12 protein-coding genes and 2 pseudogenes are annotated in these 13,865 nt (G+C 39.1%); 8 read left to right on the plus strand and 6 right to left on the minus strand.

Annotated features, from left to right (window positions below):
- Positions 1 to 112 precede the first annotated feature (112 nt).
- From IHV10_RS06825 to IHV10_RS06840, 4 genes are all read left to right on the plus strand, one after another.
- On the plus strand, positions 113 to 1,801 hold the full coding sequence (locus IHV10_RS06825; protein ID WP_197127868.1) for a formate--tetrahydrofolate ligase: 1,689 nt from the start codon (positions 113 to 115) through the stop codon (positions 1,799 to 1,801).
- A 54-nt stretch (positions 1,802 to 1,855) separates the two neighbouring features.
- On the plus strand, positions 1,856 to 2,005 hold the full coding sequence (locus IHV10_RS06830) for a YycC family protein (protein WP_082861366.1): 150 nt from the start codon (positions 1,856 to 1,858) through the stop codon (positions 2,003 to 2,005).
- 79 nt (positions 2,006 to 2,084) lie between these two features.
- Entirely contained in the window at positions 2,085 to 2,945 is an 861-nt protein-coding gene (locus IHV10_RS06835; protein WP_197127869.1) for a CvfB family protein, read from the plus strand.
- Between the two features lie 186 nt (positions 2,946 to 3,131).
- Positions 3,132 to 4,550 (plus strand): amino acid permease, encoded by a 1,419-nt coding sequence (locus tag IHV10_RS06840; protein WP_197128234.1) that lies wholly within the window; start codon positions 3,132 to 3,134, stop codon positions 4,548 to 4,550.
- Positions 4,551 to 4,730: 180 nt separating this feature from the next.
- Here the strand turns inward: IHV10_RS06840 and IHV10_RS06845 are convergent, their stop codons facing one another.
- Both IHV10_RS06845 and IHV10_RS06850 read right to left on the minus strand, forming a co-directional pair.
- The gene (locus tag IHV10_RS06845; protein ID WP_197127870.1) at positions 4,731 to 6,272 is read right to left on the minus strand and encodes a solute symporter family protein; all 1,542 of its coding nucleotides are present in this window, start codon (positions 6,270 to 6,272) and stop codon (positions 4,731 to 4,733) included.
- Entirely contained in the window at positions 6,269 to 6,604 is a 336-nt protein-coding gene (locus IHV10_RS06850) for a DUF485 domain-containing protein (RefSeq protein ID WP_197127871.1), read from the minus strand. Before IHV10_RS06850 ends, IHV10_RS06845 begins: the two co-directional genes overlap by 4 nt.
- Positions 6,605 to 6,813: 209 nt before the next feature.
- Here IHV10_RS06850 and IHV10_RS06855 point away from each other — a divergent pair, with 209 nt between their 5' ends.
- Together IHV10_RS06855 and IHV10_RS23090 are read left to right on the plus strand one after the other, a co-directional pair.
- A complete protein-coding gene (locus IHV10_RS06855; protein ID WP_197127872.1) occupies positions 6,814 to 7,494 on the plus strand; it encodes an MgtC/SapB family protein in 681 nt (226 codons plus the stop codon).
- Between the two features lie 19 nt (positions 7,495 to 7,513).
- Positions 7,514 to 8,002 (plus strand): annotated as a pseudogene (locus tag IHV10_RS23090) (cysteine hydrolase family protein); the annotation flags it as partial.
- A gap of 30 nt (positions 8,003 to 8,032) precedes the next feature.
- Here the strand turns inward: IHV10_RS23090 and IHV10_RS06865 are convergent.
- On the minus strand, positions 8,033 to 9,097 hold the full coding sequence (locus IHV10_RS06865) for an SDR family oxidoreductase (protein WP_197127873.1): 1,065 nt from the start codon (positions 9,095 to 9,097) through the stop codon (positions 8,033 to 8,035).
- A gap of 60 nt (positions 9,098 to 9,157) precedes the next feature.
- Here IHV10_RS06865 and IHV10_RS06870 point away from each other — a divergent pair, with 60 nt between their 5' ends.
- Complete coding sequence (locus IHV10_RS06870; protein ID WP_197127874.1) at positions 9,158 to 9,829, plus strand: NAD(P)H-binding protein; 672 nt, start codon at positions 9,158 to 9,160, stop codon at positions 9,827 to 9,829.
- A gap of 60 nt (positions 9,830 to 9,889) precedes the next feature.
- Complete coding sequence (locus IHV10_RS06875; RefSeq protein WP_197127875.1) at positions 9,890 to 10,318, plus strand: BrxA/BrxB family bacilliredoxin; 429 nt, start codon at positions 9,890 to 9,892, stop codon at positions 10,316 to 10,318.
- Positions 10,319 to 10,476: 158 nt separating this feature from the next.
- On the opposite strand, the pseudogene IHV10_RS06880 reads toward IHV10_RS06875, so the two are convergent.
- From IHV10_RS06880 to IHV10_RS06890, 3 genes and pseudogenes are all read right to left on the minus strand, one after another.
- Positions 10,477 to 10,590 (minus strand): annotated as a pseudogene (locus tag IHV10_RS06880) (YjcZ family sporulation protein); the annotation flags it as partial.
- A gap of 308 nt (positions 10,591 to 10,898) precedes the next feature.
- Entirely contained in the window at positions 10,899 to 11,486 is a 588-nt protein-coding gene (gene plsY / locus IHV10_RS06885) for a glycerol-3-phosphate 1-O-acyltransferase PlsY (protein WP_197127876.1), read from the minus strand.
- Between the two features lie 89 nt (positions 11,487 to 11,575).
- Complete coding sequence (locus tag IHV10_RS06890) at positions 11,576 to 13,762, minus strand: MMPL family transporter (protein WP_197127877.1); 2,187 nt, start codon at positions 13,760 to 13,762, stop codon at positions 11,576 to 11,578.
- Between the last annotated feature and the right edge of the window lie 103 nt (positions 13,763 to 13,865).

The following is a 13,865-nucleotide window of genomic DNA, read 5'->3' on the forward strand; positions in this document are numbered from 1 at the left end:
CAAGTAAACTACATGATTAGAAGTTGTAATAGAAAAACTAATCGCATCACATACTTGTTTCATATACAATAGAGAGTGGAGTCAATTACATATGATGGAGGGTTAAATCAACATGCTAGAAAAGGTTACGTTCAAAAGTGATATCGAGATTGCCCAATCAGCGAAAATGCTTCGAATCGAAGAAATTGTAGGACAACTAGGAATTGAAGAAGATGATTGGGAGCCTTATGGAAGATACAAAGGAAAGCTATCATTAGATCTGTTTCAAAAACTTCAGAATGTTGAGGATGGAAAAGTCGTCTTGGTAACAGCAATTAGTCCAACACCAGCTGGAGAGGGCAAGTCTACGGTAACCGTGGGGCTTGGACAAGCACTCAATCGTGTTGGAAAGAAAACGATTATCGCTTTACGTGAACCATCACTTGGCCCTAGCATGGGTATTAAAGGTGGTGCAGCAGGTGGAGGATACTCTCAAGTGATGCCGATGGAAGATATTAATCTTCACTTCACAGGAGACCTGCATGCCATAACAACTGCTAATAACGCATTAGCAGCATTGATCGATAACCATATACATCAAGGAAATGAATTGAACATAGATCCGCGCCGAATCGTTTGGAAGCGTGCATTAGATATGAATGATCGAGCATTAAGAAAGATCGTCATCGGCTTAGGCGGACCCGTTCAAGGTGTTCCACGAGAGGATGGATTCGATATTACGGTTGCATCAGAAGTGATGGCGATCTTCTGTTTGGCAAATGACCTAGAAGACTTGAAAATGAGACTTTCTAAGATGGTAGTGGCGTTTGATTACGACAATCAACCCGTTACCGCCGGACATCTGAATGCTCATGGAGCACTTACATTACTTTTAAAAGATGCGATTCGCCCGAATATTGTACAAACATTAGAAAACACGCCAGCACTTGTACATGGTGGCCCTTTTGCAAACATTGCTCATGGCTGTAACAGTGTTATCGCGACAAAGCTAGCTTCTAAACTCGGTGAGATGGTCGTAACAGAAGCAGGATTCGGGGCTGACCTTGGAGCGGAGAAGTTCTTAGATATTAAAGCGCGATATGCGGGTATCCATCCAAGTGCAGTTGTTATTGTTGCTACAGTAAGAGCACTTAAGATGCATGGAGGTCTTGCAAAAGAATATTTGAAGAACCCGGACTTAGATGCTCTTCAAAAAGGGATGCCAAACCTTGAGAAACATTTAGAAACATTGAAAGAATTTGGGGTACCTGTTGTTGTTGCGATCAACAAATTTGTGACGGACACGGACGAAGAGGTCGCTTTCATAAAAGATTGGTGCAATAGAAAAGGTGTTGCTGCCGAAGAAGCTGATGTTTGGGCTAAAGGCGGACAAGGTGGAGAGGCATTGGCGAATAGAGTGTTGGAAACCATTGAAACAGAAGCGAATAACTACAAACCTCTTTATGAACTGAATGTTTCTTTACAGGAAAAAATAGAGACGATCTGTAAAAAAGTGTACGGAGCAGGAGAAGTACAGTTCTCACCCAAAGCTGTAAAGCAAATGAAGCAGTACACTGATTTCGGGTGGGATCAATTGCCTGTATGTATGGCTAAGACTCAATATTCATTCTCAGATGATCCAAAAAAACTCGGCCGTCCAGAAAACTTTACGATTACGATCAGAGAACTTAAACCGTCGATTGGAGCTGGGTTCATCGTTGCTCTTACAGGTGATGTCATGACGATGCCAGGACTTCCAAAAGTACCTGCAGCAAACAACATGGATGTATCAGAAGACGGGAAAGCAGTAGGACTATTTTAAGAAATAGTGTAAAGTATCCTTATAAACTGCTATACTTCTGTAGGAGGGATGCATATGAAACCATTACAACTTTCAGCTGATACTGCGGTGAAATTAGCAAAAGCGCTAAACGTGCCTCTTGAACAGTTGATGCATATGCCTCAGCATATTTTAGTAAAAAAGCTGATGGAATTGGAAGCATCCAAAGAAAATAAGGATGAATAATTAAGAACAAGAAGGCGAAAACCTACTATGTAGGTTTTTTCTTTTTTATTATCTATCTTTTAAAAAAAGGAATGAAAATATGGATACAAAAAAACCTGGTTTAGTGTATACACTTAAAGTTGTTCGGATTTCTGATCTAGGCTATGTTTTAGATCTTGAAGATGGCAAAGAAGTACTTTTACATCGATCTGAAGCAAAGAGCAAACATGAAGAAGGAAATATGGTAGAGGTCTTTTTATATCAAGATCACGAAGGCAGACTTGCTGCGACAGAAACTATTCCAAAAGTTCGTCTTGATTCATTAGCTTGGCTAGAAGTAGCAGGTGTGAATCGGAAGTTAGGGGTATTTCTTCATATCGGCATTAAGAAAGATATTCTCTTATCAAAAGACGATCTTCCGGAATCATGGGATGAATGGCCGCATCTTGGTGACCGTGTATATTCAGGCATGAAATTAGATAAAAAAGGCCGAATCTTTGCTGACTTAGCTACAGAAGAAGAGATGGTAGAACAAGCAGAAGCGGCAACAGAAGAAATGTTTAATCAACAAACTTCAGGATATGTTTATAAGATTAATGAAGCGGGTGTACTTCTGTTCACTGAGTCACAGCACATCGGATTCATTCATAACGATGAGTTAAAGGTTAAGCCTCGTCTTGGTCAGAAGCTAGGAGCTCGTGTAGCGTTCGTTCGAGAAGATGGAAGAATGAACTTATCGATGAGAGCTAGAAAAGAAATTGCCTATAGTGAGGATTCTGAACGCATCTATCAATATTTAAGAGAAAACAAAGGACAGATGCCTCTAACAGATAAGTCATCTCCAGAAGAGATCAAAGAGACTTTTCAGATGAGTAAAGCTGCATTCAAACGAGCTCTTGGTAAACTTATGAAAGAAGAAAAAATCGTTCAAGAAGACGGAAAAACATATCTTCAAATCTAAGGGGAAAGGCCTGATAATCAGGCTTTTTTTCTTTTTGAGAGGTATTTTCTATATATATATGCTTATATTTTTTATCACTAATTTTTTTATTTTCGATTCTTACTTTTCATATAGCCTTTCTAATCCATATAACAACAGGATTTGCAATGTCCTTCATTGGGTAAAATAAGCCTAGAGGAAGGTGGAATTACTTTGAAAAGAAATCTGGGCTTTTGGGTTTTAACAGCGCTTGTAGTAGGAAATATGGTAGGATCGGGTATTTTCATGTTGCCACGATCATTAGCAGAAGTAGCTAGTCCATCTGGTGTATTAACAGCCTGGCTGATTACAGGTTTTGGTGTATTGATGACAGCTCTTGTATTCGGAAATTTGAGTTTAAGAAAGCCAGAGTTAAATGGAGGGCCACAAAACTATGCGAAAGCTTTGTTCAAACAAGATTCGCAATCATCACTATTAGCCGGGTACCTTGTAAGCTGGGGATATTGGGTAGCTAATTGGTCAGGTAATGTGGCGATCATCACTACGTTTGCAAGTTATCTTTCTACCTTTTTCCCTGTTATGACGAACGGAACAATTTTATTTACTGTGATGGGTACATCTGTGAAACTAGGAGGAGTCATCACCTTTATTATCTGTTCTATTCTTTTATGGAGCGTTCACTTTTTGATTCTTAACGGCATTGAGGGAGCAGGGAAGGTAAACTTTATAGCTACTTTAGCTAAAGTTTTAGGATTCTTACTATTTATACTAGCATGTCTATTTGCGTTCCAAAGCAGCAATCTCGTCCCTTTTTATGAGCCGATCGAGAGTGAAGGCGGTGTTACTTCTGGTTTTCTATCGCAGATAAATAATGCTGCAATCGCAACATTATGGGCATTTGTAGGAGTAGAATCTGCAGTTGTTTTTGCAACACGTGCTAAAAAGAAAAGCGATGTAAAAAAAGCGACGATCCTAGGACTTTTAATAGCACTTGCTTTATATCTAAGTATTACATTGCTAGTTATGGGAACACTGCAGCAACAGGAATTGATCAACTCTCAAAAACCTCTAGTTGATTCGTTAATGGCAGCTATCGGGCCTTCTGGAAGCATGATCATGGCTGCTTTAGGAGTGATCTCATTATTGGGAGCAACTGTAGGTTGGGTTTTACTTTCTGCAGAAGTCCCTTTTCAGGCAGCACAGCAACGAATGTTCATAACAAACTTTTTGAAAGAAAACAAAAAAGGCGCACCCGTTTTCTCTCTTTGGATCACGAACCTATGCACACAGCTTTTCTTGTTTTCTGTGATTTCTCAATCGATGGCATCTGCTTTTGATTTTATGATTTTTATAGCAACATTAGCTTTTCTAGTACCATATTTGTTCGCGTCTCTTTATCAGTTGAAGCTCGTTATGAGAGGAGAGACGTATGAAAAATCAGGAAGAAATCGAACAACAGATGGGATCATTGCAGCAGTAGCTGCCATTTATTCGTTGTGGGTCATCTATGCTGGTACCGCAGATATCAAAACCTTCTTGTTCGGAATCGCTTTACTGGCATCAGGGATCTTATTTTATCCCTTTGTTCCAAAACAATCTGAATCCATCAAAAAACCGGCTGATTAATAGCCGGTTTTTTTGATAAAGCGTTTTCTAATAGATTGTACTTTTAAGTCTTTTTATTTACTTCTTAGACTTTTGATTGTAGTGGAAGGATCGAGACGCCTGCCCCACGGAAAGCGAGCATCTGAAACGGAAATCAATACTTTCAATAGCAACAATGAATACAAAAACAGCCTTTTATCATCAAGCACCTTTACGAAGGCCGGACCCTGTATTTGCTTTTACTAAAATTTCATTAAACTTATCAACGTCTGATGGTTTAGTAAGCAACGTTCCGATGATAGCGCCTAAGAACCCTAGTGGTATGGAAACAATCCCTGGGTTAGCAAGTGGAAAGATGGCTTCCCCCGTAAGAATTGCCGCTCCTTCTACAGGAGACCATACACTTGGTGAGATCATAACCAAAACAAGTGAACTAATGAGTCCTACTAGCATTCCCGTCACGGCTCCTGCTGTATTAAAGCGCTTCCAAAAAATTGTTAAAAGAATGATTGGAAGATTCGCGCTAGCTGCTACAGCGAAGGCGAGAGAGACTAAGAAAGCGACGTTTAGTTTTTGTGCGAACAATGCCAGTATGATGGAGATGATCGCTACCCCTACTGAAGCCCATTTTGCGGCTTTCATCTGTTCTTTTTCTGTTGCATGACCTTTTCTGATGATATGTGTATAAAAGTCATGAGCAAAAGCAGAAGCTGCTGACAAAACCAAACCAGCTACGACAGCTAGGATGGTAGCGAACGCAACAGCAGAAACAAAAGCAAACAAAAACTCTCCTCCAAGTACTTCGGCTAACAGTGGAGCTGCCATATTTCCAGCTGCATTTGCAGCTACGATCTGATCTTGTCCTACAAAAGCTGCAGCACCAAATCCTAAAAAGATTGTCATGATGTAAAAAGCGCCAATCAACCAAGTCGCGTAAACAACCGATTTTCTAGCAGTAGGAGCATCTTTTACCGTAAAGAAACGGATAAGTATATGAGGAAGACCTGCAGTTCCTAAGACAAGTGCTAAGTTTAAAGAGATCGTATCAAGCGGATCTTTGAACTTATTACCGGGGTTCAAGAACGATTCGCCTAGTGGGGTGGCGTTTTTAACTTGATTGAACATTTCTGTAAAGCTGAAACCAAATTTTGCGAACACCATGACAGAGATGATAAACGTACCAAGCATCAATAGAATGGCTTTTACGATTTGTACCCATGATGTGGCTGTCATACCACCGAATACCACATAAACCGTCATCAACACTCCTACGATAAGTACCGAATATATGTACTCAATACCTAGTAATAGTTTGATAAGAGCACCAGCACCTACTAATTGAGCGACCATATAGAATGTTGAGATCGCCATCGTATTCAATGCCGCAACACCACGAACCTTTTTATCATTAAACCTCGCAGCAATCATATCAGCCATCGTATACTTCCCTAGATTACGGAGAGGCTCAGCTACTAAGAACAGCACGACCAGATATGCCACAAGAAAACCGATGCTATAAAAGAAGCCATCAAACCCAGATAATGCGATCGTGCCCGCAATACCGAGGAATGAAGCGGCCGACATATAATCTCCGGCGATTGCAAGACCATTCTGCATCCCGGTCAATCCACCGTCAGCTGTGTAGAAGTCACTCGTTGTTTTTGTTTTTTTAGAAGCAAAATAGGTTATGACTAAAGTAAGAGCAACGATTCCTAGAAACAAAGAAAATGCTGTACCATTCATGAGGAAGCCTCCTTGTCCATATCGGCTATCACTTTTTCAGCGAGTTCGTCAAACCGTTTCGCTCGTTTTGTATAAATCATACACAGAGCCCACGTCATGATAAACTGAGCGAAAGCAAAGATCCAAGCCGAGGTAATATCGCCGATCGCATTCTGATTCAGTACATTTGTATAAGCAGTTAGGATGGGAAGGCTGAAATAAAACAGTAAAAAAAACACGGTCATTGGAAGGATGAAACGTTTTTTCTCAGCCATTAATTGCTGAAACTGATTCGTTTTAACGATTTCACTGTACCTTGAATGTTCGTAATTTTGCTGTTTTTTTGGTAACAATGCTTTTCCTCCTCTTATTAAAATGAATGAAATTAGTTCTCTATACCTCCTTTTACTGAATAATCTTTATTTTCTGATAAAATCAATTTCTATTATATACGGAGCAACGTCATGATTCAACGGGAATCGTTCTTGAAGTTAGAAGGATTTAATGGGATGATTTGCGTATTATTAAAAGAGGGCAAAAACAGGAGAGAGGTGTAAACATCATGAGTCTTGTCTTAGTAAAACTTGGAATGTCGGCATTCTTCGGGTTGATTATCGGTATAGAGAGGGAGTTGAAGAACAAACCCGTTGGTCTTAAAACGAGCCTTGTAATCTCCATCAGCAGTTGTTTGCTCACGATTGTTAGCATAGAATCTGCTAGACAATTTTCACTTCTATCTGGCCAAACAGTCATGGATCCTATGCGTTTAGCTGCTCAGATTGTTAGTGGGATTGGTTTTCTTGGAGCTGGTGTTATTTTAAGAAGAAGTAACGATGTCATTTCAGGACTAACAACTGCAGCTATGATATGGGGAGCATCTGGATTAGGAATTGCGGCAGGAGCTGGTTTTTATAAAGAGGCTGCTGCAGGTGCGTTTTTAATTCTTATCAGTGTGGAACTGATTCCTCTAATCATGAAATGGATCGGTCCAAAAGCATTAAGGCAGATTGACATCAAGTTAAAATTAGTCGTCAACCCAGATACGATAATGAGTGATGTTATGAAAGAGATCAATGAACTGAAAGTGAAGATCGTTAATGTTCGAATTAAGGACCTTGAGAATGACTACAAAAAAATGGAGATGGCAGCTTCCATCTACGAAAAAAGGTACACTACAGATCTTTATGATGATGTGAAAAAGATTGATGGTATCCGTAGTGTAGAAATTGAAACACTTGGTTGATCAGAGGATGTTGTGAAAGAATGATGCTAAATTAACGTGTGGCAGACCGTGCCAGCAGATTCAAGGTTGAGTTATAGAGTTAACAGAGTAGTTTCTGCAGGAAGAAGATTACGTTGTATTCTCAAATGATATACATGAAGAAACGATCGTTATGAACCTGAACGTAAACTGTTTCCTCCTCTTATGGTGAATTGAACAAAGTATATGTTGATAATCAAAAAGACGAAGCAATCAGATTCATGGTTAGATAAGACGAGGTACAGCGCATTTGCTGTAACCGACTTGGAGATTGGAGAGAAAAGGGATACTAGGGCTGCATTTGACAGGAGTTTGTACAGATATATGTGCACTACTTACTGCTGTGGATGCTTACAATAGAGGCTTCACGCTTGTCGTTCACGAAGACGCACTTTTAAAGTTTTAGCGCGTCTGGTCACGAAGGGGACTATCCCACTTTAAAGATACACTTGGTGCCAGTGTTGTCAGTAGGAATCATAATTCAGTATAAGAAAAAGGGTGACGAAGCACGTCACCCTTTTTAGTATCTTATTAAATTTTTATCTTTAGCATTGTTTTTATAATAGTGAACCATTGATCCTACATACTCTTCAAATGACCGACAAACGATGCCTGACCCTTCCAAGTCTTTTACGAGTTGTGAAGTATCATATATAGCATCATGAGAAAAATAAGATAGGGTTTCAAGTGGAACACCAAGCCACTTGGAAATGTAAGAAATGGATAAGCAACGTTCAGCTACTCTCCGGTTTAACGTCCAGCTTGGCTTTTTTCCTGATAGCTCTTGGCATAAAAGAGTATATGCTTTTTGTATGGAGGGTGAATCGGGACTAAGCACATGATACGTTTTGGATTCACCTACACGATCGTGCATGAGGAATAGAGAAGCCTCAATAATGAAATCCACTGGAACAAGGTGGATCTTAGAAGATGTTTTTCCTATATAGGGAATTGGGAACATTGCTAGCCGTTTTATAAACTGCATCATAAAATAGGGACCATCAAACTTGAGAGTTTCCCCTGTTTTTGAATCACCTACAATAATACCAGGTCGGATGATTGTAATCGGTAGTTGGTCCATCATATCACGAACAAGCACTTCAGCTTCGTGTTTTGTCTGTTCGTAATAGTTACGAAAACGATTAGGCATGCTTATGTCATTCTCCAAGATCAATCCTTTTTCATCCCCAGAAACGTAAGCGGTACTGAAATAACAAAAACGCTTTAGGTTAGGACATTTACTAACAAAAGTTAGGACGTTTTTTGTACCGGTAACATTGCAGAGATGTGCAGGTTCATAAGCAATGGTCAGATCATAAAGAGCCGCAAGATGTACAGAATGTGTAATACGTTCATAAAGTTCTACGATCGTGTTAGAAGATAGTCCGAGATCTTGTTTTGTTATATCTCCTTCTATCAGAAAAACGTTATGGAGTTGTGGTGCTAATTTTCGTTCAGCTAGTTCACGTTCATGCTTTAGAATTAATAAATAGAACGTAGAAGAAGGGTACTTTTTTTGAAGAGCATCTACAAGCTTTGAAGCTATAAATCCAGGGTAACCGGTAATAAAATAAGTATGGTTCATCCATATACACCTCAGCTCATGGTAAGATAAGTTTATTAGTAGCAGAAAGGACCGTATGATATGAATAAGAAAACAGTAATTATAGCAGGCTCAAGCGGATTAGTAGGAAAAGAAGTTGTGAAGCAATTATTGACTGATCCTATGTGTAAAGAGATCATTCTGCTTGTTAGAAAGTCATCTGATATAAAGCATGAAAAGATAAAAGAAGTTATTTTTGATTTTACAGCAGCTGATTACGAGCTAGAACAAACAGAAGCGGATGTTATGTTCATCTGTATCGGAACGACGATGAATAAAGTAAAATCTAAGAAAGCATTTGAAGAAGTAGACCTACATATTCCAATTAAACTTGGAAGACTTGCTCATACGTTAAATATACAGCATGTTTCTGTAATTTCAGCTATGGGTGCTCATGCAAACTCTACGTTTTTTTACAATCGAGTAAAAGGTAGCATGGAATCTCAGTTGATCTCAATGAGCATTCCAACTTTGACGATTGTTAGACCGTCTTTATTAATAGGGGATCGGGAAGAGTTTAGGTTCGGAGAAAGATTTGCTGAAAAATTATATAAAGCTCTACCCTTTATATATCCTAATAAATATGAACCTATTGAAGCAAGCTCTGTTGCCAGAGCAATGATACAAGAAGCTTTCAACGCTCATAACGAAACAGTGAAAATTCTAGAGAACAAGAAGATTCATGAGATAAGCAGAAACATTTTAAAAAGATAGACGGTTTACGTTATAATAACATTGTATGTAAATGAATCGTTTTCAGGAGGAATATATAATATGAATGCTTATGAAGAATATATGAAACAGATGGCTCAGCCGATGAGAGACGAACTAACACGTGCTGGATTTGAAGAATTAAAAACACCAGAAGAAGTGAATTATTTTATGCAAGAAACAGAAGGTACAGCACTAGTTGTTATCAACTCTGTTTGTGGATGTGCTGCTGGTCTTGCTCGTCCAGTCGCTGTTGCATCTATCAATCATACGGTAAAACCTGACCAATTTGTAACGGTTTTCGCTGGCCAAGATAAAGAAGCGACAGCTCAAATGAGAGAGTTTTTTGGAGAGATCCCACCATCTTCACCGTCGATGGCTGTATTAAAGGATGGAAAAGTCGTTCATTTTATTCATCGTCATAACATTGAAAATCATGCACCTGAAGAGATTCTTGAGAATCTTCTCGGAGCATATGATGAGCATTGTTAATTCACTACGTCTAGTATAAATGGATTTTTGAACATAAGAAAGAGAGAAGCTGATCTGCTTCTCTCTTTCTTTTTTTTAAATATGATGACTTAATGAGATGAGGATGAAGATGAAGATTCGTCACATTCGTATTCTTCTTCTTCTTTACAATGAAACGCAGTAGCACCGATAATGATCAACAGGATGAATAGAACAACAATAATTAAAAAGCCGCAACCGTGTCCATAGCCACCATAGCCTCCGCCATGATAATCACCATGATGAATCGGCATGTTCGCTACCGGCTTCATGTTCATGTTCATATTGTCACCATAAGGCATATTCATTTTTTTATTTTCCATTTCAGTCCCTCCAAATATTTAAGTCTAGGTCAACGTCACATTACACCATATGACCGAAACACCTAAACGGACACGGACAAATGCGGAGTTTTTAGTGAAATCGCCTGTACTTTTTTAGGAGAAGAGCCTATTTTTCGACTTTTATCAGAAAACCATATGAAAAGGGTATGAAGTAAACCTTGTCCATGTAGATCAATATGGAATAAAAAAAGAACCGTCCTTTTTTAAAAGAACGATTCCTAGATCCATTTAACTTTTGGCTCAGTTTTCTTAGCGATTCGTACAATGTTTTGTCTATGTCGATAGACTAAGAACAGTGTAAAACCGATCAAGATATACGTAGTCAGCCAATCACCTGCTATGAAGAAACTTAGTATTACAGAACCAACTCCAGCCATGATGGATGACAGAGAAACGTATTTACTTATGTATAATGTCAAAAAGAAAGTGAACAAGACGAGTACAAACAATAACGGTTGAGCGAATAATAAAACGCCACCAGAAGTAGCAACTGCTTTGCCGCCTTTGAATTTTGCGAACACAGGATAACAATGTCCGATTACAGCAGGTACTCCTGCGATGAGAGGATGAAGGTCAACATCCAGCAATATCGGTAGACTCGCAGCCAGTGTTCCTTTTAAAACATCTGCTGCAGAAACAATAAATCCAGCTTTCTTTCCTAGTGTTCTAAATGTGTTCGTACCGCCTAAGTTACCGCTTCCATGTTCTCTAATGTCAATGCCGTATCCTATTTTTCCAACTAAGAGTGCAAAGGGGATCGAGCCGAGTAAATAAGAAAGTAAAAGAATAATGATGATTTCAAACATATGAACACCCCTTAAATATGAGACTTGCTAATCTTATTATAGGATATAATGTACGGTTTTCCCACAATTACTTTTAAAAACGGCATCCCTTAAGAAAGGGTGCCGTTTTTATTTTTCTCTTTTTTCTTTATGAATGGCATCCACCAATTCCAGTCTCCTAGCAGTTTCATGAGCGAAGGAACGAAGACCATCCTCACGATGGTTGCATCAATAAATATGGCGAGTGCAATCGCTATACCAATCTGTTTCACAGGCATAACATTTGTAAAAGCAAATGATCCTGTGATTACGATCATGATTGCTGCAGCAGATGTAATGATTTTAGATGTGGAAGTTAATCCGAGTAACGTAGCACGATCATTATCGCCTGTCTCTTCATAGATCTCTTGTATTCTAGAGATCAAGAAGACTTCGTAATCCATACTGAGTCCAAAAACGATTCCAAAAGTGAAAACGGGAATCATCAGTCCGATATCAACAGGTTCCATAATGACACCGCTTTGGAAGATCCAAACAAGGATGCCGAATGTAGCGGATAAACTAAGCATGTTCATAAAGATCGCTTTAATCGGAATAAAAACGGATCGGAATGCGATCATGAGAATGAAGAGTGTCGTAATAAGAACAATAGCTAACCCATAAGGCGCTTTTTCTATGATCTCATCAAAAATCTCCTGATTAAACTTCGTAACTCCACCGATTGTTATGGACAGACCTTCATGTTCTTTTTCCCATTTTTTAACGAACTGTTTCGCATCATCACCTGTCACATCAACTGATAAATAAGCCTTAATAACTGCAGTATCTTCATTGATAAAAGGTTTCAGAACAGGGGAGAACTGCTGTTTACCTTGATCGGTCTGCAGGGCTTGAAAGAGCTCTGACCCGTTTAATTGATTTGTGTAAGTAAAAACAGATTCGGTTTTATTTACTTCTTTTTCACTTTGAAGATCATTTGTTAGTTTTTCAAGAGCTACGAGTGAACCTTCGTCTGTAAGAAATGATTTCTTAGATTCAGCTACTAATGTTACGGGATATAACTCATCTTCGCCGAACGTTTTTTCGAATTTCTCAAACGCAAGTCTTGATTCGTAATCTGGTGGAAGTGCGTCCGCTTCTGGTATGGATAGTTTCATGTCTTTCACGGGTGTAACAGATAAACCGAGTGCAAGAGCGGCGACTACAGCCATGATGATAGGTCGTTTCATAACAAAAGCAGCAAAGGTATGCCAAACCGATTTACTGTTCTCTTTCGTCTTAAATAATTTTAAAGCGTTCACTCGCTGTCCTAGAACTGCTAACATGGCCGGTAAGAACGTAATAGCATTTAGAACCGAGAGGACGACAACAACCATGCCCCCGATCGCAACGGTTTTAAAGATATCAATATCGATCAACAGCATGCCGGATAGCCCTAAGAACACACATAAACCTGAGAAGGCAATAGAACGGCCAGCCGTTTGTACAGAAATTATAGTAGCCTTTTCGATACCGCGATGAAGCTCTTCACGAAAACGGTTGACTAGTAAAAGAGCAAAGTCTATTCCTAACGCAAGACCGATCATTGGAACAACATTAAGTAAAAAAATGCTCACATTGGTTGTCTGTCCGTAAAAATAGAGAAGGCCAAGTGAACTTGCAACCGAGATCAAACCGACAATGATTGGTAAACCTGCTGCGATTAAACCGCCGAAAGCGAGGAGAAGAATGATTAGAGCCGCAGGTATTCCGATCGCCTCTGCTCTAGCGAGATCATGTTGGCTTGCAGTATTCATATCTTCAGCAATCACGGGTCCACCTGTTAAAGAAACAGAGATATCTTTGTCTTCTGGCAACCGATCTCTTATTTGATCAATAGACGTTTTAAGGTCTCCGAAACTTTTATCAAACTGAACAGAAGCAAAAGAAACGTTCTCTTTAATCGTTTTGTCAGGAACATCATAAGGACTTTGAATAGCAACAACGTCTTGGACGCCGTCCATTTTCTTGATCGCGCTCAATACAAAAGCCTTATACTCAGGATCTTCAGGAGCATATTTTTTAGAATCAAAGACAAGCATCACGGAGGATTTTGGTTGATCAAACTTATCCTGAAGAATATTTTCTACTTTTGCGAAAGATCCATCCATTTCAAACCCGCTGCCGCTTAAGATCGAAGGAAGTTTAACAGCATAAAAGCCTAAGAGAATGGTAGTTAGAACCCAAAATGTTATAATAAGCTTACGAAAACGGTATGTAAAATTTCCTAAGGTTTGAAACGATAAACCCTTTTTCATTATTGGAGCCTCCTCATACTTCTATCTTCCCATATTTTAGGTTTGTTCCATAAGATATGCAAATGATACGTGAGTCTACTTGCAGGTTTATAGGAGACAGAGG

Origin of the sequence: Fictibacillus sp. 5RED26, from assembly GCF_015903895.1 — a bacterium.
GTDB lineage: Bacteria > Bacillota > Bacilli > Bacillales > Fictibacillaceae > Fictibacillus > Fictibacillus phosphorivorans.